27 protein-coding genes are annotated in these 22,927 nt (G+C 66.3%); 15 read left to right on the plus strand and 12 right to left on the minus strand.

Annotated features, from left to right (window positions below):
• Positions 1-18: 18 nt before the first annotated feature.
• A complete protein-coding gene (locus KNW02_RS01755; protein ID WP_216031539.1) occupies positions 19-1,407 on the minus strand; it encodes a phosphohexomutase domain-containing protein in 1,389 nt (462 codons plus the stop codon).
• 166 nt (positions 1,408-1,573) lie between these two features.
• Between KNW02_RS01755 and KNW02_RS01760 the strand changes: the two genes are divergently transcribed.
• The 6 genes from KNW02_RS01760 (at position 1,574) to KNW02_RS01785 (ending at position 5,887) form a co-directional block, all read left to right on the plus strand.
• Positions 1,574-1,975: a ketosteroid isomerase-related protein gene (locus KNW02_RS01760; RefSeq protein WP_216031540.1), complete on the plus strand. Its 402-nt coding sequence runs from the start codon at positions 1,574-1,576 to the stop codon at positions 1,973-1,975.
• Positions 1,972-2,556, plus strand: coding sequence for a GNAT family N-acetyltransferase (locus KNW02_RS01765; protein ID WP_216031541.1), 585 nt, complete (start codon positions 1,972-1,974; stop codon positions 2,554-2,556). Before KNW02_RS01760 ends, KNW02_RS01765 begins: the two co-directional genes overlap by 4 nt.
• Positions 2,553-3,410 carry a carbon-nitrogen hydrolase family protein gene (locus KNW02_RS01770; RefSeq protein ID WP_216031542.1) on the plus strand — a complete coding sequence of 286 codons (858 nt, stop codon included), beginning with the start codon at positions 2,553-2,555 and terminating at the stop codon, positions 3,408-3,410. The genes KNW02_RS01765 and KNW02_RS01770 overlap by 4 nt, the downstream gene beginning before the upstream one ends.
• 90 nt (positions 3,411-3,500) lie before the next feature.
• Positions 3,501-3,923 (plus strand): alternative ribosome rescue aminoacyl-tRNA hydrolase ArfB, encoded by a 423-nt coding sequence (gene arfB / locus KNW02_RS01775; RefSeq protein ID WP_216031543.1) that lies wholly within the window; start codon positions 3,501-3,503, stop codon positions 3,921-3,923.
• Positions 3,920-4,378, plus strand: a complete 459-nt coding sequence (locus KNW02_RS01780) for an NUDIX hydrolase (protein ID WP_216031544.1) — start codon at positions 3,920-3,922, stop codon at positions 4,376-4,378. The genes arfB and KNW02_RS01780 overlap by 4 nt, the downstream gene beginning before the upstream one ends.
• A 66-nt stretch (positions 4,379-4,444) precedes the next feature.
• On the plus strand, positions 4,445-5,887 hold the full coding sequence (locus KNW02_RS01785; RefSeq protein WP_252733347.1) for an inorganic phosphate transporter: 1,443 nt from the start codon (positions 4,445-4,447) through the stop codon (positions 5,885-5,887).
• A gap of 9 nt (positions 5,888-5,896) precedes the next feature.
• Here the strand turns inward: KNW02_RS01785 and pncB are convergent, their stop codons facing one another.
• The gene (gene pncB, locus KNW02_RS01790) at positions 5,897-7,189 is read right to left on the minus strand and encodes a nicotinate phosphoribosyltransferase (RefSeq protein ID WP_216031546.1); all 1,293 of its coding nucleotides are present in this window, start codon (positions 7,187-7,189) and stop codon (positions 5,897-5,899) included.
• A 148-nt stretch (positions 7,190-7,337) separates the two neighbouring features.
• On the opposite strand from pncB, the gene KNW02_RS01795 reads away from it, so the two are divergent.
• Positions 7,338-7,673, plus strand: coding sequence for a hypothetical protein (locus KNW02_RS01795; RefSeq protein WP_216031547.1), 336 nt, complete (start codon positions 7,338-7,340; stop codon positions 7,671-7,673).
• Positions 7,674-7,686: 13 nt separating this feature from the next.
• Here KNW02_RS01795 and KNW02_RS01800 read toward each other — a convergent pair whose 3' ends face one another.
• Both KNW02_RS01800 and KNW02_RS01805 read right to left on the minus strand, forming a co-directional pair.
• A complete protein-coding gene (locus KNW02_RS01800; RefSeq protein ID WP_216031548.1) occupies positions 7,687-8,148 on the minus strand; it encodes an Lrp/AsnC family transcriptional regulator in 462 nt (153 codons plus the stop codon).
• Positions 8,145-8,600: an Lrp/AsnC family transcriptional regulator gene (locus KNW02_RS01805; protein ID WP_216031708.1), complete on the minus strand. Its 456-nt coding sequence runs from the start codon at positions 8,598-8,600 to the stop codon at positions 8,145-8,147. The genes KNW02_RS01800 and KNW02_RS01805 overlap by 4 nt, the downstream gene beginning before the upstream one ends.
• A 129-nt stretch (positions 8,601-8,729) precedes the next feature.
• Between KNW02_RS01805 and ilvC the strand changes: the two genes are divergently transcribed.
• Positions 8,730-9,752: a ketol-acid reductoisomerase gene (gene ilvC / locus KNW02_RS01810; RefSeq protein ID WP_216031549.1), complete on the plus strand. Its 1,023-nt coding sequence runs from the start codon at positions 8,730-8,732 to the stop codon at positions 9,750-9,752.
• Between the two features lie 40 nt (positions 9,753-9,792).
• On the opposite strand, the gene KNW02_RS01815 is transcribed toward ilvC, so the two are convergent.
• From KNW02_RS01815 to KNW02_RS01825, 3 genes are all read right to left on the minus strand, one after another.
• Entirely contained in the window at positions 9,793-10,230 is a 438-nt protein-coding gene (locus tag KNW02_RS01815; RefSeq protein ID WP_348524664.1) for a DUF6841 family protein, read from the minus strand.
• A gap of 57 nt (positions 10,231-10,287) precedes the next feature.
• On the minus strand, positions 10,288-11,160 hold the full coding sequence (yghU, locus tag KNW02_RS01820; protein ID WP_216031550.1) for a glutathione-dependent disulfide-bond oxidoreductase: 873 nt from the start codon (positions 11,158-11,160) through the stop codon (positions 10,288-10,290).
• Positions 11,161-11,336: 176 nt separating this feature from the next.
• Entirely contained in the window at positions 11,337-12,044 is a 708-nt protein-coding gene (locus tag KNW02_RS01825) for a corrinoid protein (RefSeq protein WP_216031551.1), read from the minus strand.
• A gap of 123 nt (positions 12,045-12,167) precedes the next feature.
• Between KNW02_RS01825 and KNW02_RS01830 the strand changes: the two genes are divergently transcribed.
• Complete coding sequence (locus KNW02_RS01830; RefSeq protein WP_216031552.1) at positions 12,168-13,265, plus strand: PA0069 family radical SAM protein; 1,098 nt, start codon at positions 12,168-12,170, stop codon at positions 13,263-13,265.
• Here KNW02_RS01830 and bmt read toward each other — a convergent pair.
• From bmt to rpsF, 4 genes are all read right to left on the minus strand, one after another.
• Complete coding sequence (gene bmt, locus KNW02_RS01835; RefSeq protein ID WP_216031553.1) at positions 13,262-14,275, minus strand: betaine--homocysteine S-methyltransferase; 1,014 nt, start codon at positions 14,273-14,275, stop codon at positions 13,262-13,264. The two genes, KNW02_RS01830 and bmt, sit on opposite strands and share 4 nt — an antisense overlap.
• 165 nt (positions 14,276-14,440) lie before the next feature.
• On the minus strand, positions 14,441-15,034 hold the full coding sequence (gene rplI / locus KNW02_RS01840) for a 50S ribosomal protein L9 (protein ID WP_216031554.1): 594 nt from the start codon (positions 15,032-15,034) through the stop codon (positions 14,441-14,443).
• Positions 15,035-15,046: 12 nt separating this feature from the next.
• Positions 15,047-15,274 carry a 30S ribosomal protein S18 gene (rpsR, locus tag KNW02_RS01845; RefSeq protein WP_085867363.1) on the minus strand — a complete coding sequence of 76 codons (228 nt, stop codon included), beginning with the start codon at positions 15,272-15,274 and terminating at the stop codon, positions 15,047-15,049.
• Between the two features lie 12 nt (positions 15,275-15,286).
• Positions 15,287-15,667: a 30S ribosomal protein S6 gene (gene rpsF, locus KNW02_RS01850; protein WP_216031555.1), complete on the minus strand. Its 381-nt coding sequence runs from the start codon at positions 15,665-15,667 to the stop codon at positions 15,287-15,289.
• Between the two features lie 226 nt (positions 15,668-15,893).
• On the opposite strand from rpsF, the gene KNW02_RS01855 reads away from it, so the two are divergent.
• From KNW02_RS01855 to KNW02_RS01865, 3 genes are read left to right on the plus strand one after another with little or no spacing between them, the layout of a single operon-like run.
• Positions 15,894-17,213 carry an NAD(P)/FAD-dependent oxidoreductase gene (locus tag KNW02_RS01855; RefSeq protein ID WP_216031556.1) on the plus strand — a complete coding sequence of 440 codons (1,320 nt, stop codon included), beginning with the start codon at positions 15,894-15,896 and terminating at the stop codon, positions 17,211-17,213.
• 3 nt (positions 17,214-17,216) lie between these two features.
• Positions 17,217-17,594, plus strand: a complete 378-nt coding sequence (locus tag KNW02_RS01860; RefSeq protein WP_216031557.1) for a DUF5368 family protein — start codon at positions 17,217-17,219, stop codon at positions 17,592-17,594.
• Complete coding sequence (locus tag KNW02_RS01865) at positions 17,591-18,556, plus strand: SLAC1 anion channel family protein (RefSeq protein WP_216031558.1); 966 nt, start codon at positions 17,591-17,593, stop codon at positions 18,554-18,556. The genes KNW02_RS01860 and KNW02_RS01865 overlap by 4 nt, the downstream gene beginning before the upstream one ends.
• A gap of 148 nt (positions 18,557-18,704) precedes the next feature.
• Here the strand turns inward: KNW02_RS01865 and KNW02_RS01870 are convergent, their stop codons facing one another.
• Positions 18,705-19,769, minus strand: coding sequence for a cytochrome-c peroxidase (locus KNW02_RS01870; RefSeq protein WP_216031559.1), 1,065 nt, complete (start codon positions 19,767-19,769; stop codon positions 18,705-18,707).
• 144 nt (positions 19,770-19,913) lie between these two features.
• Between KNW02_RS01870 and prfA the strand changes: the two genes are divergently transcribed.
• The 3 genes from prfA to KNW02_RS01885 all read left to right on the plus strand — a co-directional run bounded on the left by prfA (position 19,914) and on the right by KNW02_RS01885 (position 22,859).
• Positions 19,914-20,966, plus strand: coding sequence for a peptide chain release factor 1 (prfA, locus tag KNW02_RS01875; protein ID WP_216031560.1), 1,053 nt, complete (start codon positions 19,914-19,916; stop codon positions 20,964-20,966).
• Positions 20,963-21,787: a peptide chain release factor N(5)-glutamine methyltransferase gene (gene prmC, locus KNW02_RS01880; RefSeq protein WP_216031561.1), complete on the plus strand. Its 825-nt coding sequence runs from the start codon at positions 20,963-20,965 to the stop codon at positions 21,785-21,787. Before prfA ends, prmC begins: the two co-directional genes overlap by 4 nt.
• A gap of 256 nt (positions 21,788-22,043) precedes the next feature.
• Positions 22,044-22,859, plus strand: coding sequence for a DUF4167 domain-containing protein (locus tag KNW02_RS01885; protein ID WP_216031562.1), 816 nt, complete (start codon positions 22,044-22,046; stop codon positions 22,857-22,859).
• The last annotated feature ends 68 nt before the right edge of the window (positions 22,860-22,927 follow it).

Genomic DNA, 22,927 nt, shown 5'->3' on the forward strand with positions numbered 1-22,927 from the left:
GGCAGGGGCGGCCCCGCCTCAGCCTTGCAGCAGCGCGGCCAGTTCCGCCTGTTTTTGCTGCACAAGGGCCGCGTCGCCATCGGATTCGAGGTTCAGTCGCACCACCGGCTCGGTATTCGACTTGCGCAGGTTGAAGCGCCATGTGCCGAAATCCAGCGACACGCCGTCCAGATCGTCGCGACCATCGGCCTCTGGCTCGTACCGGTCGATCAGCCGGGCGATGGCCGCGTCGGGATCGTCGATGTGATAGTTCGTCTCGCCCGAGGACGGGTAGAGCCGCATCCGCTCGGACAGCAGTTCCGCCAGCGTCTGGCCCTTGCGCGACAGCAGTTCGATCATCAGCAGCCAGGGGATCATGCCGCTGTCGCAGTAATAGAAGTCGCGGAAATAGTGGTGCGCCGACATCTCGCCGCCGTAGATGGCACCGACATCGCGCATCTTGCGCTTGATGAAGGCGTGCCCGGTCTTGCTGACCACCGGCTCGCCCCCCGCCGCCTCGATCATGGCGCGGGTGTTCATGATGACGCGCGGATCATGCACGATCTTCTCGCCCGGCGACTTTTCGAGAAAGGCGGCCCCCAGCAGGCCGACGATATATTCGCCCGGAATGAAGCGCCCGTTCTCGTCGAAGAAGAAACAGCGGTCGAAATCGCCGTCCCACGCGACGCCAAGATCGGCGCCCTCGGCCTTGACCCGCGCGACCGTGACCGGCTGGTTCTCGGGCAGCAGCGGGTTCGGAATGCCGTTCGGAAAGCTGCTGTCCACATCGTGATGCATGCGCACGAATTCCAGCGGCGCGCCGCGCCGTTGCAGCTCGGCGGCGATGGTGTCGAAGGTCGGGCCAGCGGTGCCATTGCCGGCATTCACCACGATCTTCATGGGTTTCAGGACCGAGACATCGACGAAATCGGCCATCGCCTGGGCGTAACCGGCGCGGGCGTGGCTGAAATCGGTCACGCTGCCCTTCGTGGCCGGGGTGAAGCTGCCCGAGGTGGCCAGATCCACGATAGGCGGCAGTTCGGTGGCGGGATCCAGCGGGGCCGAGCCACGCCCGACGATCTTCATGCCGTTATAGTTGATCGGATTATGCGACGCCGTGACCTCGATCCCGCCATCGGTGTCGTGAAAGCCGGTGTGAAAATAGACCTCTTCGGTGCCCGCCAGACCCAGATCCAGCACATCGGCGCCGCCATCGGTCAGCCCCTCGATCAGCGCCGCCGCAAGTTCGGGCGAGCTTTCGCGGCTGTCGCGCCCGACCACGACGCGGCGCGCGCCCCGCGCCTGCGCGAAGGCCCGGCCGATGCGATAGGCGACATCCGCGTCAAGATTCTTGCCCAGTTCGCCGCGTACGTCATAGGCCTTGAAGCAGGTGATCTCCCGCCGGCCAAGCTGATCCCGGTTGCTCATCCTTGCGAATCCCTCCTGCGCAGGTCTGACCAGCGCTAACATGTTGTCCTCAAAATTCAAGCTGCGCCGGCCCCTGCAGCCTTTCATGGGGCATCTGGTCCCTTGGGCCGAGGTGACGCGCCCCGGAAACAACGCTAGATCAGCTGCGGGCACAAGGAGAAACGCGATGGATACCAGAACCCTGATTGCCAGCTATTACGAGGCCTTCAATGCCGGCCAGACCGACCGGATGCTTGACCTGCTGCATGATGAGGTCGAACATCACGTCAATGAGGGCGGGATCCGTCGCGGCAAGGCGCTGTTCGCGGAGTTCAACCGTCACATGACCGAAAGTTACAGGGAGGATCTGACCGACATGGTGATCTTCGCCAATGAGGCCGGCGACCGCGCGGCGGCGGAATTCGTGGTCAACGGCACCTATCTGAAGACCGATGAGGGGCTGCCCGAGGCGAAGGGCCAGACCTACCGGCTGCCGGCAGGCACCTTCTTCAGCATCCGCGATGGTAGGATCGCCCGCGTGACCACCTATTACAACCTTGCCGACTGGACCCGGCAGGTCTGCGAATGAGCGTGACCACCCGTGTCCTGACCGGGGATGCACTGGCGGCCGCGCTGCCGGACGTGGCGCGGCTGCGCATCTCGGTCTTCCGCGACTGGCCCTATCTCTATGACGGCGACGCGGATTACGAGGACGACTATCTTCGCGCCTATCAATCGCCCGGCGCCGTCGTGGTCGCGGCGCTGGATGGCGATCGCATCGTCGGAGCGGCCACCGGGGCGCCGATGGCCGATCACGCCGCCGATTTCGGCGCCGCCTTCGCGCTTTGGCCCGAACCGCTGTCGCAGATCTTCTACTGCGCGGAATCGGTGCTGCTGCCGGAATATCGCGGGCGCGGCATCGGTCACGCCTTCTTCGACCTGCGCGAGGCCCATGCCCGTGGTCTTGGGCTGCGCTGGTCCGCCTTCTGCAGCGTGATCCGCCCCGACGACCATCCCGCCCGCCCGGCCGACTATCGCCCGCTGAACGAGTTCTGGCGCAAGCGCGGCTATACGCCGCTGCCGGGCGTGACCGCCAGCTTTTCCTGGAAGGATCTCGGGCAGACGGCCGAGACCGAGAAGCAATTGCAATTCTGGATGCGACCGCTGTGAGGATCGCCGCCGCCGCCTATCCGATCGACTGGTTCGACAGTTTCGACGATTACGAGGCCAAGCTGACCCGCTGGGTAGAGGATGCGGCGGGCGCCGACCTGCTGGTCTTTCCCGAATATGGTGCGATGGAACTGGCCTCGCTTGGCGGGCCGGAGGTCGCGGGCGATCTTGAGCGGTCGCTGCACGAGGCGGCGGCCCATTCCGACGCGGCGGCCGATCTGCACGCGCGGCTGGCGGCGGCGCAGGGCTGCCATATCCTTGCGGCCTCGGGGCCATGTTTCGATGCGGGCGCGCGGCCGGTCAACCGTGCCGTGCTGTTCGGCCCCTCGGGCCGGATCGGTCATCAGGACAAGCAGATCATGACCCGGTTCGAGCGGGAAAGCTGGCATGTCGTGGCTGCGCCGGGGCTTCGGGTCTTCGAGACGGCGCTTGGCCGGATCGGCATCCTGATCTGCTATGACAGCGAGTTTCCGCTGCTGGGCCGGGCGCTGGCCGAGGCCGGGGTCGAAATGCTGCTGGTGCCAAGCTGCACCGACACGGTGGCGGGCTTCAACCGGGTCCGCATCGGCGCCATGGCCCGGGCGCTGGAAAGCCAGTGCGTGGTGGTCCATGCGCCGACGGTCGGGTCCTGCCACTGGAATCCGGCACTGGATGAGAACCGTGGCCGGGCCGCGATCTATGGGCCGCCGGACGGGTTCTGGCCCGAGACGGGGATCATCGCCGAGGGCGAGATGGATCGCCCCGGCTGGGTCTTTGCCGAGGTCGAGCTTGCCCGCGTCGGCCGCAGCCGCCGCGAGGGCGCCGTGCTTCCCTTCGCTCACTGGCCGGAATCCGTGCAGTCGGCGCGCCGCTAGGTCAGGTTTTCCTGTCTGTTCGGGCAGATTTCACACTTCCTTAACCAAAACCGCTTTAATTGGGCGATATGTACGCCATATCTTGCGGTCATGTTACATGTGAACGACCAGATCGCGATTGAAGAATGGGAACTCTCGGAGCAGTTTACCCGTTCTCAGGGTCCGGGGGGGCAGAACGTGAACAAGGTCGAAACAGCGGTCGAGCTGCGCTTCGAGGCGGCGCGCTCACCCAATCTGCCCGAGCCGGTGAAGCGCCGGTTGCAGCGGCTGGCGGGGCGGCGCTGGACCTCGGATGGCGCGGTTCTGATCCTTGCGCAGGAGACCCGCAGCCAGGCCCGGAACCGCGAGATCGCACGTGACCGGCTGGCCGATCTGATCCGCCGCGCGGCGGTGGCGCCGAAAAAGCGTATCGCGACCCGCCCGACCCTTGGCAGCCAGCGCCGGCGCCTGCAGGCAAAGTCGGTGCGCGGTCAGGTGAAGGTGCTGCGCGGAAAGGTGGACTCCGAGGAATGAGCGTGCTTCGCAATTCCCTGCGGATACTGATCGGCAAGCGTCCGCCGCCCATCCAGGTGGGGGCGCTGTGCATCGATGACGATACCGGACAGGTGCTGCTGATCACCAGCCGCGGCACCGGGCGCTGGATCATTCCCAAGGGCTGGCCGATGGAGGGCCGGACCCTGCCGGGGGCGGCCGCGCAGGAGGCGTGGGAGGAAGCCGGCGTCAAGGGGCGCGTCAGCCACGAGGAAATCGGCCGCTATACCTATGACAAGGATCAGGACAGCGGCTTCACGGTGCCGGTCGAGGTCCGGGTTTTTCCGCTGCAGGTCGCCAGCGCGTCGAAGGCATTCCCCGAGGCCGATGAGCGGCGGCGGCGCTGGTTCGATCCCGCCGACGCGGCCGAGCAGGTCGAGGAACCCGGCCTGCAACAGATCATCCGGAGGCTGGTCAAGGTGCCACGGGCGGGTTAGGTCGGGCAGGAGGAGCCAGGGAGAAACCGGCATGGGGCCCAAGCAGGGTCCGGCAGGGCTGCAGTGATGCGCAAGGGCCGGAGCTTTCACATACTCGACAAGGATCTGGGCCGGCTCACCTATGCCGAAACCGCGCAACGCCATGCGCTGCGTCCGCTTTTGCGGATGGGGCTTGCGGTGCTGTCGCTGGTCGCGGGGCTGGTCGTCATCATGTGGATGGATGTCGGGCCGAATCTCTATGCGGGACTGGTTGCGGGGCTGATCGTGGCCGGCTGGCTGGGGCTGGCGATCGGCTCGAACGATGTCGCCAACTCGCTTGGTCCGGCCTTCGGCGCCGGGGCCATCGGCCTGCTGCCGGGGTTGGTTCTGGTGGCACTGGCCGAAATCGCCGGCGCCAGCCTTGCCGGCGGCGCGGTGACGCACCGGCTGGCCAGCGGCATTGTCGATGCTGCGCCATTGGCTTCGGGGATCAGCACGCGGCTGGTCATGCTGTCGGCGCTGGTCGGGGCGGCGGCGTGGATCACGACGGCGACCGGCCTCGGGCTGCCGGTCAGCACCTCGCATTCCATTGTCGGCGGGATCGCCGGCGCCGGGCTGACGGTGCTGGGGGCCGGGGCGATCGAGTGGGGCACGCTGGGCATGATCGCCTCGATCTGGGTGGTGGCGCCCCTGGCTGCGGGCGCCCTGGCCGGGCTGTTCGTGATCTTTCTGCGCCTCAGGGTGCTGGAGGCGCCCGATCGGGCGGCCTCGGCGCGGCGCTGGCTGCCGCTGATGGTGGCGGCGATGACCGGCCTCTTCGTGGCCTATCTGGCCGAAATGCTGGCGCGGGCATCCTATATCAGCCATGGCGGCGCCGGGGCGGCGGGCGTGGCGGCGGCGATCCTCGGCTGGCTGGTGATGCGCCGCCTGCTCGAGGCGGAACTGGCCAGAACGGACGGCCATCCGGGCAGCAAGCGGCTGTTGCGGCCGCCGCTTCTGCTGGCGGCGACGATGATGGGCTTTGCCCATGGTGCCAATGATGTCGGCAATATCGCCGGGCCGCTGTCGGTGATCCTGGCCGGCGAGGTATCGGCCGCCAGCTCATTTGCCGTTCCCGTCGCGGTGCTGCTGCTGGCCGGTCTGGCCATCGCCCTGGGCACGATGCTGTTCGGGGGTCGCCTCGTGATCACCGTCGGCAGCGCCATCACCCGGCTGAATGCGGGGCGGGCGCTCTGTGTCTCGCTGGCGACGGCGGTGACCGTGCTGACGGCTTCGACCTTCGGGCTGCCGGTCTCGACCACCCATGTCGCGATCGGCGGCATTTTCGGCGTGGGTTTCGCGCGCGAATGGCTGGACCGGCGCAACATGAAGTTACGCTCGCCCCTGCCGGCCGAAGAAACCCGGCGCCGGCTGCTGATCCGGCGCAGCCATGTCGCCACCATTTCGGCGGCATGGGTGGTGACCGTGCCGGTGGCCGCAGCGATCGCCGCGCTGTGTTGCCGGGCGATCATCTGGGCGACCGGCGTCTGAGCCCGGCTCTCAGACCAGCACCTCCTGCACCGTCTGGTGGTGGACGCCGAAGACCCGCTTGTAGCGTTCGATTGCTTCGGCCGGCCCTGTCGCCTTGGCCGGGTTGTCCGACAGCTTGACGGTCGGCCGCCCGTTCGCCGCGACCGCCTTGCAGACCAGGCTGAACGGCGCCAGCCCGTCGCCCGGCACCAGCCCGCGGAAATCGTTGGTCAGCAGGGTGCCCCAGCCGAAGCTGACCTTGACCCGGCCGTGGAACTGGTGGTGCAATTCGATGATCTTCCCGACATCCAGCCCGTCCGAGAAGATGACCAGCTTCGAGCGCGGATCCTCGCCGCGCTCCTGCCACCAGCGGATCGCGGTCTCGGCCCCGGTCGCGGGATCGCCGCTGTCGATGCGGATCCCGGTCCAGCCGGCCAGCCAGTCGGGGGCGCCGGCAAGAAAGCCCTCGGTGCCGTAGGTGTCGGGCAGGATGATGCGCAGATTCCCGTCATGTTCCTCGTGCCAGTCGGCCAGCACCTCATAGGGGGCCTGCCGCAGTTCCGCATCGCTGTCGGCCAGCGCGGCATAGACCATCGGCAGTTCATGCGCGTTGGTGCCGATCGCCTCGATGTCGCGGCGCATGGCGATCAGGCAGTTCGAGGTTCCGGTGAACCGCTCGGCCAGGCCCTCGATCATGGCCTGCACGCACCAGTCCTGCCACAGAAAGCCGTGCCGGCGGCGGGTGCCGAAATCGGCGATGCGCAGGTCGGGCAGGTCGTGCAGGGCCTGCACCTTTTCCCACAGCCGGGTCATGGCGCGGGCATAAAGGACCTGCAACTCGAACCGCCCCAAGTCCTTCAGCACCGCGCGTGAGCGCAGTTCCATCAGGATCGCCAGCGCCGGAATCTCCCACAGCATCACCTCCGGCCAGCGCCCCTCGAAGGTCAGCTCGTATTGCCCGTCGCGCTTTTCCAGCTGATAGGGGGGCAGGCGCAGCCCCTCGAGGAATTCCATGAAATCGGGGCGGAACATCTGCCGCTTGCCGTAGAAGGTATTGCCGCGCAGCCAGGTGCTTTCGCCGCGGGTCAGCGACAGGCTGCGGACATGATCCAGCTGCTCGCGCAGCTCGCCCTCGTCGATCAACTCGGCCAGGCGGATGGATTTCGTGCGGTTGATCAGGCTGAAGCGGACATTGGTGTCGGGGCGGTTGCGGAACACCGACTGGCACATCAGCAGCTTGTAGAAATCGGTATCGATCAGCGACCGGATGATCGGGTCGATCTTCCATTTGTGGTTATAGACCCGCGTGGCGATATCGACCATGATCCGACCTCCCTCATCCGGCCCCTTTGGTGCCCCGAAAACGCCACATTGCGCAAGCCTGCGCAATTCAAGCAAATTTTCAATTTCTGGTTGTATGCATCCGCTCACATGATAGATGTTTGATGCAAACCTTCTTCGAGGAAATTCCATGGCTTACGCGACAGTTAATTTTCACCATCGACAATCCGGCCGTATCAAGAACGCGCCTGTCGGATTTTCTTGGACTACGTTTTTTTTCGGCCTTTTCCCCGCGTTATTGAGGGGGCACTGGGTCGGGGCGATCGTGATCGGACTGCTTTCTTTCGCGACCTTTGGGTTTGCCGGACCCGTGATCGCGTTTTTCTATAACAAGTGGTATATCAATCACCTGATCGGCGAAGGCTTCAAAGTATCCAGTGCAAGCCAGGATATCTCGTATTTGAGCCAGCGACTAAAAGTGGCCCTGCCCTTGGACGAAGATCAGCCGCAATCACTCGTCGCTTGAACGTGCATTGATACTAGCGGCCCAGCGGGCCGGGGCGGCGTTCCTCGGACAGCATCACGTTCGCCTCGACCTGCCCGATGCCGGGCAGGGTCATGATGCGGCGGCGCAGGATGCGCTCGAAGTCGGAAATGTCGCGGGCGGTGATGCGCAGGCGATAGTCGAACTGGCCCAGGACATGCTGGACCGTCTGCACCTCGGGGATGGCGGTCACCGCGCGCTCGAATTCTTCCAGCGAGGTGCGGCCCTTGGCGGCCAGGCGGATGCCCAGGAACACGGTCACGCCGAAGCCGAGCGCGGCATTGTCCACGACCACCCGCCGGCCGGCCAGCACGCCCTGTTCGGTCAGCTTGCGGATGCGACGCCATGCCGCCGGCTGGCCGATGCCGACCGCCCTGCCGATCTCGGCCGCGCTGCAGGTGGCGTCCCCGGTCAGAAGCCGCAGGATCGCCAGGTCGGTGGCGTCCAGCGCCGTCACAGCGCCAGCTCCGCGCTGTCCTTGATGGTCGAGACCAGCATCAGCGCATCGCTGTCCGACACATGCGGCAGGGTCAGGATACGTTCGCGGTAGATCTGCTGCCAATGCGCCATGTCCCGCGCGATCACCGAAAGCCGCAGATCGACGCTGCCGAGGAAGGTCTGGATCTCGATGACCTCGGGCACCTCGCGCGCGGCCGAGATGAACTCGTCGAAGGCGCGGGGATCGGTCTTGTCCAGCGTGAAGCGCAGGCTGACCTCGACCTCCCATCCCAATGCCCGCCAGTCGATGCGGCTTTGGATGGCGCTGATGACCCCGGCCTCGCGCATCCGCTCCAGCCGCCGCCACAGGCTGGCCGCGGTGACGCCGGCACGTTCTGCCAGGGTGGCACTGGACGCGCCGGGATCGGCCAGAAGCTGACGCAGAATGCGCCGATCCGTTGCATCGGGCATGAATTTCATGAAATTTTCGCCTTTCTCGACATGATTATTTCGACAATCTTGCACATCCTGCGAGAATTCAACATCCCTGATGCGCCGGAAGGGGCTAGAACCCTGGCATCGGAGAGGAAAGGACTCAAGATGCGCGTTTATTACGACCGCGATTGCGACGTGAACCTGATCAAGGACAAGAAGATCGCCATTCTCGGCTATGGCAGCCAGGGCCATGCCCATGCGCTGAACCTGCGCGATTCGGGTGCCAAGAATGTCGTCATCGCCCTGCGTGAAGGCTCTGCCACGACCAGGAAGGTCGAGGCCGAAGGGCTGAAGGTGATGGGCATTGCCGAGGCCGCCGCATGGTGCGACCTGATCATGTTCACCATGCCGGACGAACTGCAGGCCGAAACCTACAGGAAATACGTCCACGACAATCTGCGCGAGGGCGCGGCGATCGCTTTCGCCCACGGCCTGAACGTGCATTTCGGCCTGATCGAGCCGAAGGCCGGCGTCGATGTCATCATGATGGCGCCCAAGGGTCCCGGCCACACCGTGCGCGGTGAATATGTCAAGGGCGGTGGTGTGCCCTGCCTCGTGGCGGTGCATCAGGACGCTTCGGGCAAGGCGATGGATCTGGGCCTCAGCTATTGCTCGGCCATCGGCGGTGGTCGTTCGGGCATCATCGAAACCAATTTCCGCGAGGAATGCGAAACCGACCTGTTCGGCGAGCAGGCGGTGCTGTGCGGCGGCCTGGTCGAACTGATCCGCATGGGCTTCGAGACGCTGGTCGAGGCGGGCTACGAGCCCGAGATGGCCTATTTCGAATGCCTGCATGAGGTGAAGCTGATCGTCGATCTGATCTATGAGGGCGGCATCGCCAACATGAACTACTCGATCAGCAACACGGCCGAATATGGCGAATATGTCAGCGGCCCGCGCATCCTGCCTTATGACGAAACCAAGGCGCGGATGAAGGCGGTGCTGCGCGACATCCAGACCGGCCGCTTCGTGCGCGACTTCATGCAGGAAAACTCGGTCGGCCAGCCGATGTTCAAGGCCACCCGTCGGATCAATGACGAACACCAGATCGAACAGGTCGGTGCCAAGCTGCGCGAGATGATGCCCTGGATCTCGAAGGGCAAGATGGTCGACAAGGCGCGGAACTGAACCGCAAGAACCCGAAAGCCCCGCCTTGGCGGGGTTTTCTTTAAATGATGCCATGCGCCTTCAGCAGCGCCTCTGCGTCGCCTGAAACCCAGCCGAAAATCTTCGGCTCGTCGCCGAGCTTCTGCAGGAAATAGTGTACCTCGAAGTCGATCGGCAGATCCGGCGCCTTGTCGCGGGCATAGACGGCCGTCCAGCCGACATGCGCGACGCAATGATATTCGTCCAGCGGTGAGACGCGGAGATCGCGTATCCGCATCTCTTTCGTGCCGACCTTCCGGTGATGGACGTATTCCCGCGCGATCGCCTGACCAAGCTGCGCATCGTTCCTGCCGGCCAGCACGCCCTGCGGCGCGGCGCCGATGAACTCTGCCGCGAAGAGTGAGGTGATCCGGTCCACATCGACCTCGCCGCCAAGCGCCTGCCGGCACAGGCCTTCATAGAGGTCGAACAGATCCTTCACGTCGTCGTCGGTGATCACGGTTTGCCCCCGATGGCGGGAACCGCCCGCCCCGGCGGGGGCAGGCGAAGGGTTCTGTCAGGACTGCGCTTCCAGCTTGTCCTGGGTCCGCGTCTCGAAATCGCCGGCGTCATGCCGTTCGTGCAATTGCCCCGCCGGATCGCCCGAGCTGCGGTTGACCATCAGCCCGCGCTGCACCGCCGGGCGCGCCGCGATCTCGTCGTTCCAGCGCACGACGTTCCTGTAGCTTTTCCCGTCAAGGAAGGTCGCGGCATCGCCATAGACGCCGCCGGTGGTGATCCGCCCATACCACGGGAAGATCGCCATATCAGCGATGGAATAGTCCTCCCCCGCCATGAAGCGGTTCCCGGCCAGATGCCGGTCCAGCACGTCCATCTGGCGCTTGACCTCCATCGCATAGCGGTCGATCGCATATTCGATCTTGACCGGGGCATAGGCGTAGAAATGCCCGAAGCCGCCGCCGAGGAAGGGGGCCGAGCCCATCTGCCAGAACAGCCAGTTCAGCGCCTCGGTCCGGGCCGTCGGGTCCGCGGGCAGGAACTCGCCGAACTTCTCGGCCAGATACAGCAGGATCGAGCCCGACTCGAACACCCGGCGCGGCGGGGTCACCGAATGATCCATCAGCGCCGGGATCTTCGAGTTCGGGTTGACGCCGACAAAGCCGCTGCCGAACTGGTCGCCATCGCCGATGCGGATCAGCCAGGCGTCGTATTCGGCGCCCGCATGGCCCTTGGCCAGCAACTCTTCCAGCATGATCGTGACCTTCTGCCCGTTCGGCGTGGCCAGCGAATAAAGCTGCAGGGGGTGCTTGCCGACGGGCAGTTCTCTGTCATGGGTCGGGCCGGCAATGGGCCGGTTGATGCTGGCGAATTCACCGCCATTCGCCTTGTCCCAGGTCCAGACCTTGGGCGGGGTATAGTCATTGCTCATCGATATGTCCTGTCTGCTGCGCGCGGCCCGTTGCCGGGCATTCCCCTTCGCCGGCAACTTGTGCGCCTTGGACGAGGCTTTCAACCGCCGGCGCAGAAAAACCCGCCTTCGCGCAGACAGAAACCCGGCGCGGGAGGGAGGCTTCCCGGCCGGGCAGGCGGCGCGGAGGGACGCGCCTACTGGCTTGCCGCCAGTTGGTTATGCTTACGCTGGATGAAGTCCTTGGCCGTCTCGACCGCGACGGCGGCGTCGCGGCAATAGGCGTCGGCACCGATGGCGCGGCCGAATTCCTCGTTCAGGGGTGCGCCGCCGACCAGCACGATATAGTCGTCGCGGATGCCCTGTTCCTTCATCGTGTCGATCACGACCTTCATGTAGGGCATGGTGGTGGTCAGCAGCGCCGACATGCCGAGGATGTCGGCCTCTTCGCGGGCGATGGCCTCAAGATATTTCTCGACCGCGTTGTTGATGCCCAGATCGATGACCTCGAAGCCGGCGCCTTCCATCATCATCGAGACCAGATTCTTGCCGATATCGTGGATGTCGCCCTTGACGGTGCCGATCACCATCTTGCCCATGCGCGGCGCCCCGGTCTCGGCCAGCAGCGGCTTCAGGATCGCCATGCCGCCCTTCATCGCATTCGCCGCCAGCAGCACCTCGGGGACGAACAGGATGCCGTCGCGGAAATCGTGACCGACGATGGTCATGCCGGCGACCAGTGCCCTGGTCAGCACGTCATAGGGCGCCCAGCCGCGTCCCAGCAGGATATTGACGCCTTCTTCGATTTCATCCCTCAGGCCGTCATAGAGGTCGTCCATCATCTGCTGGACCAGATCCTCGTCGCTCAGTTCGGACAGGATGATTTCGTCGTCGTCCTCGGCCATGATCGGACTCCTCATGCTCTTATCTGCCGAATGACGCCGAAACGGCGCGGGTGACGGCCATAAAGCGACATGACGAGGATCGCAGGCGACGCCGCTGTAGAATCCCTTTCAAATGTTCCTGTAATGTTCTATCCTGACCCCATGCTGCCGCCCCGCAATCCCGATGAAAGGCTAAAGGCCCGAGGCGCCGATACCCGCCCCGAAGGCCGGTTCGAGCCGCATCGCCGCATCCGCGAAGCGGATGGCTGGGACATCCCCGAGGACGAACACCTGCTGCGGACCGAGGTGGTAAGCGAAAGCCCGCGCAGCATCATCACCCGCAACACCTCGCCCGATATCGGCTTCGACCGCTCGATCAACCCCTATCGCGGCTGCGAGCATGGCTGCATCTATTGCTATGCCCGGCCCAGCCACGCCTATCTGGGCCTGTCGCCGGGGTTGGATTTCGAGACGAAGATCACCGCCAAGCCCGGTGCCTCAAAGCTGCTGGAGCGGGAACTGGGCCGGCCGTCCTACAGGCCGGCGCCGATCGCCCTGGGAACCAATACCGATCCCTATCAGCCGATCGAAGCGAAACTGGCGATCATGCCGGGCATCCTGCTGGTGCTGCGCGACTGGAACCATCCGGCCACGCTGGTCACCCGCGGGCAGACGGTGCTGCGCGATCTGGACCTGTGGGCCGAACTGGCGGCCAGGGACCAGGCGGCGGTCGGCATCAGCGTGACCACGCTGGACCCGGCCCTTGCCCGCGCGCTGGAGCCGCGCGCACCCGCGCCTGCGACCCGGCTGCGCATGATCCGCGAGCTGGCGCGGGCGGGGGTGCCGGTTCGGGTCATGGTCGCGCCGGTGATCCCGGTTCTGACCGAGTCCGAACTCGAGGCTATCCTCACCGCCGCGCGCGAGGCTGGCGCGACCACCGCCAGCATGATCCCGCTGCGGCTGCCGCATGAGGTCGCGCCGTTGTTTCGCGACTGGCTTGACCGGCACCGGCCCGGCATGGCCGCGCATGTGATGAACCGGGTGCAGGCGATGCGGGGCGGTCGCGACAACGATCCACGCTTCGGTCACCGTTTCCGGGGCGAGGGGATCGAGGCCAAGCTGCTGCATCAGCGCTTCAGGCTGGCCTGCCGCCGGCTGGGCTATCGCGAGGGGATGCCGGCGCTGGATTGCAGCCGCTTCGGCCCGCCACCGCGGGCGGGCGACCAGTTGTCGCTGTTCTAGCCGCGCCGCCTGCCGCGCCGCTCGCGCGAGGCGGTGGCATCCTCGCCGGTGCCGTCGCCGGTCGAGCTGAACCCGCCCAGCCGCTCGGCGATCAGTTCCAGTGTCGGGCGCCCGCCGTGCGGTCGGGTTTCCAGCGCCTCGCGCATGGCGCGCAGATGCTCGGGCATGGTGCCGCAGCAGCCGCCGATGATGCGCACGCCCAGATCGCGGGCGAGGCAGGCATAATCCGCCATCAGTTCGGGCGTGCCGTCGTAATGGATATGGCCGGCCTCGAAGCGCGGGATGCCGGCATTGCCCTTGGCGATGATCGGGCGTTCGTTGCCCGAGGCCAGAAAGCCGGTCACCGTACGCAGCAGGTCAGAGGCGCCGACACCGCAATTCGCGCCATAGGCGACGGGCGGGTTGGGCAGTTTCTCGACCAGGGCCGAAAGCTGCGCCGAGGTGATGCCCATCATGGTGCGGCCCGCCGTGTCGAAGCTCATGGTGCCGCACCAGGGCATGTCGACCAGCAGGGCGGCCTCGGCGGCGGCGCGGAACTCTTCGGCCGCGCTGATCGTCTCGACCCACAGCACATCGGCGCCGCCGGCCTTCAGGGCCTCGGCCTGCTCGTGGAACATCTCAACCGCGGCCTCATGGGTGAGACTGCCCATCGGCGCCATGATGTCGCCGGTCGGGCCGATGCTGCCGGCGACGATCACCGGCCGGCCGGCGGCATCCGCGACCTCGCGGCCGAGTTCCGCCGCGGCGCGGTTCAACTCGGCCACGCGGGCCTCGGCCCGGTGCAGCTTGAGGCGGCTGGCATTGCCGCCGAAACTGTTGGTCAGGAACAGGTCCGAGCCGGCCTCGACCGCACCGCGATATAACGCCCGAATCCGGTCGGGGTGATCGACATTCCACAATTCTGGCGGTTCGCCCGATTCGAGGCCCATGTTGAACAGGTTGGTTCCCGTCGCGCCGTCGGCCAGGAGCCAGTCGCGTTCGGCAAGAAGGCGGGTCAGCGGATCACTCATTACACATCCTCGGGTGGTTCGCTCGGAAGTTGCAGGGCTGTCTCACATGATGGCGCCTGCGTCAAATCCTACATCTGCGGATCGGTCGATGCAGTTTCAACAACGGAAAGAAAAAACCGCGCCGGTCGCCCGGCGCGGTCGAAACGGTTCCAGGATGCGGGACGGTCAGCCGCGATCGGCGTCGCCGTCGTCATCGTCGGTCGAGGCGCCGCCGATATCGTCGAACAGTTCGGCGATCTCGAACTCGGCTTCGGCATCGGCCTCGGCGGCCAGATCCTGGATCGATTTGCCCTGTGCCTGCAGTTCGGCCTCTTCGGTCGAGCGCGCGACGTTCAGGGTGATGATGGCCTCGACCTCGGGGTGCAGCACGATGGTCACGTCGTGCAGGCCCAGTTCCTTGATCGGGTTGCCGAGGACCACCTGCTTGCGGTCGACGGTAAAGCCGGCCTCGGTCGCGGCCTCGGCGGCATCGCGGGTGGTGACCGAGCCGTAAAGCGCGCCGGCATCGGATGCCGAACGGATCACCACGAAGGTTTCCCCGCTCAGCTTGTCGGCGACTTTCTGCGCGTCGGACTTGGACTCGGCGTTGCGGGCCTCAAGCTGCACCTTGCGGTTCTCGAAAGCCTTGATGTTGGCGTCCGAGGCGCGCAGCGCCTTGCCCTGCGGCAGCAGGAAGTTGCGGGCATAGCCCTCTTTCACCTTCACCACTTCGCCCATCTGGCCCAGCTTGGCCACGCGTTCCAGCAGGATGACTTGCATCGGTCTTCCTCCTTATTTCACGGCGTAGGGCAGCAGGGCGAGGAAGCGGGCGCGCTTGATGGCACGGGCCAGTTCACGCTGCTTCTTGGCCGAGACGGCGGTGATGCGCGAGGGCACGATCTTGCCGCGTTCGCTGATATAGCGCTGCAGCAGACGGGTGTCCTTGTAATCGATCTTCGGCGCATTCTCGCCCGAGAACGGGCAGACCTTGCGACGACGGAAGAACGGTTTGTTCGCCATGGATCAGTCTCCTCAGTTCCGCTCGCGGCGTTCGCGGCGCTCGCCACGGTCACCGCGCTCGCCACGCTCTTCGCGCTTCTGCATCTGCACCGAGGGGCCTTCCTCGTGCGTGTCGACGCGGATGGTCATCACCCGCATCACGTCGTCATGCAGGCGGGCCAGACGCTCCATCTCCTGCACCGCGTCCGCCGGGGCGTCCGAGCGCAGGAAGGCGTAATGCCCCTTGCGGTTCTTGTTGATCTTGTAGGCGAGGGTGCGGACACCCCAGTATTCGTTGTCCACGACCTTGCCGCCATTGTCGGCCAGTACGGTCGAGAAATGTTCGATCAGCCCTTCGGCCTGCGTGTTCGACAGGTCCTGACGGGCGATCAGCACATGCTCATACAGAGGCATGGCGATCCTTTCGGTTTCGGGCGCACTTCATAGGCGGGCAGTTCCTTCCGCACCCGCCACGAGAGGCTGCGCGGTTGCAATGTCTCGGCGGAAGGATGGGGCCTTATAGCGGCGCATGCTGCGAATGCAAGGTGATTCGCCCGCGGCCGAGGCTTGATCCAAATCATGGATGCACCCAACTCATATAGATATTCATCTATCGAGATGTGAAATATGGGAGGGAAATATGGGCAACACAGGAATCGCCATCGGCCGCCGCCAGCTGTTCGGCCTTGCCGCCGGCGCCGGGGCTGCGGCGCTGGCAGGAAGGGCAGGCGCGGCGCAGGCTGCGCCGGTTCGGACCAGCGCGCGGATCGTCATCCTCGGGGCCGGTGCGGCCGGCGCGGCCATGGCCAACCGGCTGGCGGCGCGGCTGGAGGGGGCGACGATCACCATCGTCGATGGCCGCCTGCAGCATTGGTATCAGCCGGGTTTCACGCTGATCGCCGCGGGGCTGAAACCGGCCGATTACGCGGTCAGCACGACACAGCAATGGTTGCCGCAGGGCGTTCGCTGGGTGCAGGACCATGCCGCCGCCATCGATCCCGAGGCGCGGCGCGTGACCACGGTTTCGGGCGAGGTGTTGGATTACGACTATCTGATCCTCGCCACCGGACTGTCGCTGGACTGGTCGGCCATCGAGGGGTTCGGCATGGCACAGGTCGGCCGCAACGGGCTGGGTGCGGTCTATGCCGGACCCGAGCAGGCGGCGGCGACATGGCGCGCGATGGACGAATTTACCCGCAAGGGCGGCACCGGCCTGTTCGGGCGCCCGCCGACCGAGATGAAATGCGCCGGCGCGCCGTTGAAATACACCTTCATCACCGATGACCGGGCGCGCAGCCAGGGCAGCCGCGCGGACAGCCAGTTCATCTATGCCGCCCATAACGACACCCTGTTCTCGGTGCCGGTCGTGGACGAGAAGGTGAAGCTGCTGTTCCGCGACCGGGGTTTCGATATCCGCTGGAGCCACGTCCTGAAGGCGGTCGATCCGACGGCGCGGCAGGCGGTCTTCGACACGCCCGAGGGGGAACGGGTGCTGGATTACGATTTCATCAACGTGATCCCGCCGCAGCGTGCGCCGCAGGTGGTGCGCGACTCGGGCCTGTCCTGGGCCGACAAATGGGTCGATCAGGGCTGGATCGAGGTCGATCAGGGCAGCTTGCGTCATCTGCGGTTTCCCAATGTCTTCGGCGTCGGTGACATCAACGGCGTGCCCAAGGGCAAGACGGCGGCTTCGGTCAAATGGCAGGTCCCGGTGGTTGAGGATCACCTGCTGGCCGAATTGCAGGGCCGCGAGGGCCGCGAAATCTACAACGGCTATACCTCCTGCCCGCTGATCACCCGGATCGGCCGGGCGATGCTGGTCGAGTTCGACTATCAGAACAACCTCACCCCGTCCTTCCCCGGCGTCATCGCGCCCCTGGAAGAGTTGTGGGTATCCTGGCTGATGAAGGAAATCGCCCTGAAGCCAACCTATAACGCCATGCTGCGCGGAAAGGCCTGAGCCATGAAGGATCTGACTTTTGGAACCCTGATCGCGGTGTTCGAGGAAATCTTCGGCCGCGCGACTTTCTGGACGATGGTGGTGCTGGCGGTTCTCGTCACGCTGCTGTTCGTGATGACGCTGATCCGCGAGCGCGGCGTGATGTCGCGCAGCTTCCTGCTGGCGCAGCTGTGGTTTCCGCTGGGCGCCGTCGCGATGGTCTGGTTCGTGATGTGGATCACCAGTTCGCGCCTTGGCGATATCGGCGGGCCGATCGACTGGATCATGCTGCTGGGCCTTGGGGTCTGGGGCGGTCTTGGCGCGGTCATGTGGGCCTATGTGATCGGCGCCGCGGTCCGCCGGCGCGGCGGCCGCATGACAGGGGCAAGGATCGCGCAATGACCAATGGCGACACGACGGCAACCCGCGACCGGCTCGAACATTTCCCGATCACCTTCTTCGCGACCACGATGGGATTGGGAGGGCTGGCCCTGGCGCTGCGCGCGGCCTTCGGCGCGGCCTCACCGCCGTTTCTGGCCGCGCTGGCGGTGACGGCTGCGGTGTTTCTGGCCGTGGTCCTGTTCTATCTGCTCAAGCTGATGCGCCATCCGGCGGCGGTCGCGGCCGAATGGCGTCACCCGGTGCGGCTGGCCTTCTTCCCGACCGTCACCATCTCGGCGCTGATCCTTGCCACGGCGGCGCTGCCGGTGCTGCCGGGATCGGCGCGGCTGCTGTGGATCGTCGGGATGGCGGGGCAGGGTGTGCTGACGCTGGCGGTGGTCTCGGGCTGGATCGGATCGCGCAGCTTCCAGCATGGCCATGTCTCGCCGGCCTGGTTCATCCCGGCGGTGGGCAATGTCATCGTGCCGATCGCCGGGGCGGAACTGGGCTGGATCGAGACCGGCTGGCTGTTCTTCTCGGCCGGGATGATCTTCTGGCTGGTGCTGCTGGCGCTGGTGTTCAACCGGCTGATCTTTCACGATCCGCTGCCGGGCCGGCTGCAGCCGACGCTGGTCATCCTGATCGCCCCGCCGGCCGTGGCCTATATCGCCTGGGTGCGGATGACCGGCGGGCATGACGCCTTCGGCCATATCCTGCTGAGCCTTGGCTATGTCTTTGCCGCGCTGGTCGCCACGCAACTGCCGCGAATCCTGCGGCTGCCCTTCGCGCTCAGCTTCTGGGCGCTCAGTTTTCCGGTCGCGGCCCTCTCGGTCGCCAGCCTGCTGCATGGCGAGGTGGCGCAGTCCCCGGCCCATCACGCCGTCGGGCTGGCATTGCTGGCCGGGCTCTCGGTGCTGATCGCCCTGCTGGTATGGCGTACCCTGCGCGCGGTCGCCGCCGGCCAGATCTGCCAGCCCGAATAGGAAATCTCCATGAGACCCATGCCGAGGCTGGCATCGGAAAATGCGACCGCAAGCCAGCCGCCGGTGGTGAACCCGGCCACGCGATAGCCCGGCCCGTTCCGCACAGCAGAAGGGGGCGGAGCCGCCCCCTGTCCTTCCTCAGCCGGCCCTACTTGACATACATCGGCTCGGGCTCGGGCGTGGCTGCGCCGCGCACCGGCAGGATCGGATGCACGACCTCGGGTTGCTCGCCCGTCAGCGTGCCGAGGAAGGCCACGATATCCTCGACCTGACCCTCTTCCAACTCGGTGCCCAGCTGCGCCGAGGACATGACGCGCACGGCTTCGGGCAGATCCCAGACCGCGCCGGAATGGAAATAGGGCGCGGTCAGCGCGACGTTGCGCAAGGGCGCGGCGCGGAAGACATATTCGTCATCCGCCGTCTCGGTCACGGCAAAGCGCCCGCGGTCGCCCTCGGGCAGGACCGAGCCGCCCGGCCGTTCGATCAGGCCGAAGGGATAATATTCCTGCCCGCCGAGGTTCACGCCGCCGTGGCAGGCCGCGCAGCCGGTTTCCATGAAGGCGGCCAGACCGCGTTTTTCCTGATCGTTCAGCGCGCCATCCTGACCGTTCAGGAACTGGTCGAAGCGGCTGTTGGGGGTGATCAGGGTCGCCTCGAAGGCCTCGATCGCCCGGGCGAAATTGTCAAAGCTGATCGCATCCGCCTCGCCGGGGAAGGCGGCGGCAAAGGCATCGACATAGCCCGACATGGATTGCAGCGTTGCCACCACATTGTCGGGGGTGTTGTTCATCTCGACCCCCGCCTGCACCGGGCCCTTGGCCTGTTCGGCCAGATCGGGCGCGCGGCCGTCCCAGAACTGCGCGATGTTGAAAATCGCGTTCAGCATGGTCGGCGCGTTGCGCGGTCCCTGCTGCCAGCCATGCCCGATCGAGGTTTCCAGCCCGTCCACCCCGCCAAGCCCGACATTGTGGCAGGACTGGCACGAAAACAGCCCCGAACGCGACATGCGCGGATCAAAGAACAGCATCGCCCCGAGGTCGATCCGCTCGCGCGTCATGATGTTGCCCTCGGGCGCCTCGGCGGTCAGCGGGATGGCCGCGAAATAGGACAGGGCATCCTCGCGAAGCGTGGCATCGTCGATGGCGGCATCCTGGGCAAGTGCCGGGGCTGCCAGCGCGCCGAAGGCCAGAATGGCGAGAAGAGAAGTCTTCATGGCTGTCTCCAAGACATGGTCTTTGCGCGTCATCGCGATTCTTGCATGTATCCCGCGTCGCGACCATGACATGGATCAAAACTGTCGCCTGCCGGGGCGCTGATCGCGCTTTACGACGGGCTGCGCCGCGGGTAATCCCCGTCCATGCTGCCCGAAGACCGCCTTGACCAGATCACCCAGCGTTTCGAGTTCCTCGAAGCGCGGCTGAATGCCGGTGCCGCCCCTGACCAGATCGCCACCATCAGCCGCGAATATGCCGAGCTGAAGCCGGTGGTCGAGGAAATCGCCCGCTGGCGCGAGGCTCGCGACGGCATCGCCGAGGCGCAGGCCATGCTGGCCGATCCCGAGATGCGCGAACTGGCCGAGGACGAACTGGTGCGGCTGCGCGAGGGTCTGCCCGATCTGGAACAACGGCTGCGCATCGCCCTGCTGCCGAAGGACGCGGCCGATGCCCGGCCCGCGATCATCGAGATCCGCCCGGGCACGGGCGGCGACGAGGCGGCGCTGTTCGCCGCCGACCTGCTGGCCATGTATCGCCGCCACGCCGAGGCGCAGGGCTGGAGCTTCCAGCTGCTGGACCTGTCCGAAACCGAACTCGGCGGCGTCAAGGAGGCGGTGGCGCGGGTCGAGGGCGACGGCGTCTTCGCCCGGCTGAAATACGAATCCGGCGTCCACCGCGTGCAGCGGGTGCCGGAGACCGAATCCGGCGGGCGCATCCATACCAGCGCCGCCACCGTCGCGGTCCTGCCCGAGGCCGAGGAGGTCGATATCGACATCCCGGCGGGCGATATCCGCATCGACACGATGCGGGCCAGCGGTGCCGGCGGGCAGCATGTGAACACCACCGATTCGGCCGTGCGCATCACCCATATCCCGACCGGGATCGTGGTCACCTCATCCGAAAAGTCCCAGCACCAGAACCGCGCCAATGCCATGGCCGTGCTGCGCGCCCGGCTCTATGACATGGAACGCCAGCGCGCCGATGCCGAACGGGCCGCCGACCGCCGCTCGCAGGTCGGATCGGGCGATCGCAGCGAACGCATCCGCACCTACAATTTCCCGCAGGGCCGGATGACCGATCATCGCATCAACCTGACGCTCTATGCGCTGGACCGGGTGATGCAGGGCGACCTGACCGAGACCATCGACGCGCTGACCGCCCACGATCAGGCCGCCCGGCTGGCGGCTCAGGAATGAAGCTGTCGCAGGCGCGGGCGCAGGCCGCCGCGACCCTGCGCGCCGCCGGGATCGACGGTGCCGCCCGCGACGCCGACCGGATCCTTGCCGCCGTGCTGGGGGTCGAGCCTGCCCGCTTGCGAACCGCCGATGACCGCGACCTGAGCCCCGGGGAGATCGTCCGGCTGGATCAGGGCATCGCCGCGCGCGCGACCCGCCAGCCGGTCGCCCAGATCGTGGGGTTTCGCGATTTCTACGCCCATCGCTTTCGCGTCACCCGCGACACGCTGGACCCGCGCCCCGAGACGGAAACCCTGGTCGAGACGGCGCTGTCGCTGCCCTGGGGCAACGTGCTGGACATGGGTACCGGAACCGGTGCGATCCTGATCTCGCTGCTGGCCGCACGGCCGGGAAGCCGCGGGACCGGCACTGATATCTCGGCCCCCGCGCTTGAGGTGGCCCGCGACAATGCCCATCTGATCGGGGTCAGGGCAGATTTCCTGCGGGCCGACTGGTATGACGGCCTCGGCGGTCGTTTCGACCTGATCGTGTCGAACCCGCCCTATATCGCGCTGGCGGAAATGCCCGGCCTCGCCCCGGATGTCCTGCAATGGGAGCCGCATTCGGCGCTGACCGATGGCGGCGACGGGCTGGCGGCCTATCGCGCGATCGCGGCGGGGGCGTTGGCGCATCTGGCGCCGGGCGGTCATGTCCTGGTCGAGATCGGGCCGACGCAGGGCGCGGCGGTTGCGGCGGTCTTTCGCCAGCACGGCGCGGAAACCCGCCTGATTCCCGACCTGGACGGGCGGGATCGTGTCGTTCTGGCCCGTTTCGGGGCCTGAATCGGCAGATTGCCGGGAAAAAGCGGCCTTGCGCGTGTTTTTTTGCTTGTGTCGCCGCCCCCCGCGTGATTAGTCAGCACCGTGCCGGGGTCGAAGGGCCGCCGCACGGGTCAGCCTGACAACGCCGAAACCGACCGGGTGCGCGACGCATCCCAGAGCGGCTCAAGGCGGGGTTGAACGGCTGGGGGCGATTGTCGCCGCCGACGCCGCCCGGAATGCTGTCCAGACCAACCTGGAACCACTGACAGACAAACTGATGAGATCATCCAAATCCCGTTCGCGCAACAAGTCTAACCGCCAGCGCACGCTGGGGAATATCGTCAACCGCGTCTTTGACAGCTCGGGCCCCGAGGGCAAGGTCCGCGGCACGCCACAGCAGATCATCGACAAGTATCTGACCCTGGCCCGGGACGCGCAGCTGTCCAACGACCGTGTGGCCGAGCAGGCGTTTCTGCAGCATGCCGAGCATTACACGAGAATGCTGGGCGAAGCGCAGCGCGAGATGGCCGAGCGCCAGCAGCAATACCACCAGAATCAGCGTCAGAACGGCGATGACGAGACCGGCCAGCCGCGCGAGGGTGGCCAGAATGGCCGCGACTATGTCGATCGCGGCGGGCGCGACCAGCCCCGCCGGCAGGACAGCCCCGCCGCACCCGAGAGTTCTGCCGCGCCGGTCGCCCAGCCGGTGGCCGCGCCTGTGGCCAGACCCGCAGCTGCCCCCGCGCCTGAGGCTGCCGAGCCTGAACACGCGGCCGAGCCTGCCGTCACCGTCGAGACGGCGTCTGACGCCGAACCCGCCGCGCCGGTGCGTCGCGGCCGTGGCCGCCCGCGGCGCACGCCTCTGCCCGAGGCCCAGGCCGAAAGCCTGCCCGACGCGGTGTCGCTGGGTGACGGCGAGACATCGGCCCCGGTCGAGACGCCGGAAACCGAGGCTACCGCCAAGCCGCGGCGCCCGCGAACGCCGCGCAGCGCCACCGGGCGCACCCGTCGCAATGCTGCGGGAACCGAAACGGCGGAAGCCGCGGGCGAGGCGGGCACGAACCCGGCCGAGAACGGCACCGGTGAAGGCTGATCCGGCTTTCCCGACGGATATAAAACGGGCCGCCCAAGCGCGGCCCGTTTTGCTGTCCGGGCCGGCGT

This window comes from Paracoccus marinaquae, from assembly GCF_018860165.1.
Classification (GTDB): domain Bacteria; phylum Pseudomonadota; class Alphaproteobacteria; order Rhodobacterales; family Rhodobacteraceae; genus Paracoccus; species Paracoccus marinaquae.

Coding starts and splice junctions, on each gene's coding strand:
- ilvC (WP_216031549.1), top strand. CDS start 8,730: ATGCGCGTTTATTACGACCGCGATTGCGACGTGAACCTGATCAAGGAC.
- KNW02_RS01870 (WP_216031559.1), bottom strand. CDS start 19,769: ATGAAGACTTCTCTTCTCGCCATTCTGGCCTTCGGCGCGCTGGCAGCC.
- arfB (WP_216031543.1), top strand. CDS start 3,501: ATGTTACATGTGAACGACCAGATCGCGATTGAAGAATGGGAACTCTCG.
- yghU (WP_216031550.1), bottom strand. CDS start 11,160: ATGAGCAATGACTATACCCCGCCCAAGGTCTGGACCTGGGACAAGGCG.
- KNW02_RS01755 (WP_216031539.1), bottom strand. CDS start 1,407: ATGAGCAACCGGGATCAGCTTGGCCGGCGGGAGATCACCTGCTTCAAG.
- KNW02_RS01860 (WP_216031557.1), top strand. CDS start 17,217: ATGAAGGATCTGACTTTTGGAACCCTGATCGCGGTGTTCGAGGAAATC.
- KNW02_RS01865 (WP_216031558.1), top strand. CDS start 17,591: ATGACCAATGGCGACACGACGGCAACCCGCGACCGGCTCGAACATTTC.
- KNW02_RS01795 (WP_216031547.1), top strand. CDS start 7,338: ATGGCTTACGCGACAGTTAATTTTCACCATCGACAATCCGGCCGTATC.
- KNW02_RS01765 (WP_216031541.1), top strand. CDS start 1,972: ATGAGCGTGACCACCCGTGTCCTGACCGGGGATGCACTGGCGGCCGCG.
- rpsR (WP_085867363.1), bottom strand. CDS start 15,274: ATGGCGAACAAACCGTTCTTCCGTCGTCGCAAGGTCTGCCCGTTCTCG.
- KNW02_RS01785 (WP_252733347.1), top strand. CDS start 4,445: ATGCGCAAGGGCCGGAGCTTTCACATACTCGACAAGGATCTGGGCCGG.
- KNW02_RS01805 (WP_216031708.1), bottom strand. CDS start 8,600: ATGCCCGATGCAACGGATCGGCGCATTCTGCGTCAGCTTCTGGCCGAT.
- KNW02_RS01760 (WP_216031540.1), top strand. CDS start 1,574: ATGGATACCAGAACCCTGATTGCCAGCTATTACGAGGCCTTCAATGCC.
- KNW02_RS01885 (WP_216031562.1), top strand. CDS start 22,044: ATGAGATCATCCAAATCCCGTTCGCGCAACAAGTCTAACCGCCAGCGC.
- KNW02_RS01830 (WP_216031552.1), top strand. CDS start 12,168: ATGTTCTATCCTGACCCCATGCTGCCGCCCCGCAATCCCGATGAAAGG.
- bmt (WP_216031553.1), bottom strand. CDS start 14,275: ATGAGTGATCCGCTGACCCGCCTTCTTGCCGAACGCGACTGGCTCCTG.
- pncB (WP_216031546.1), bottom strand. CDS start 7,189: ATGGTCGATATCGCCACGCGGGTCTATAACCACAAATGGAAGATCGAC.
- prfA (WP_216031560.1), top strand. CDS start 19,914: ATGCTGCCCGAAGACCGCCTTGACCAGATCACCCAGCGTTTCGAGTTC.
- prmC (WP_216031561.1), top strand. CDS start 20,963: ATGAAGCTGTCGCAGGCGCGGGCGCAGGCCGCCGCGACCCTGCGCGCC.
- rpsF (WP_216031555.1), bottom strand. CDS start 15,667: ATGCCTCTGTATGAGCATGTGCTGATCGCCCGTCAGGACCTGTCGAAC.
- KNW02_RS01855 (WP_216031556.1), top strand. CDS start 15,894: ATGGGCAACACAGGAATCGCCATCGGCCGCCGCCAGCTGTTCGGCCTT.
- rplI (WP_216031554.1), bottom strand. CDS start 15,034: ATGCAAGTCATCCTGCTGGAACGCGTGGCCAAGCTGGGCCAGATGGGC.
- KNW02_RS01780 (WP_216031544.1), top strand. CDS start 3,920: ATGAGCGTGCTTCGCAATTCCCTGCGGATACTGATCGGCAAGCGTCCG.
- KNW02_RS01825 (WP_216031551.1), bottom strand. CDS start 12,044: ATGGCCGAGGACGACGACGAAATCATCCTGTCCGAACTGAGCGACGAG.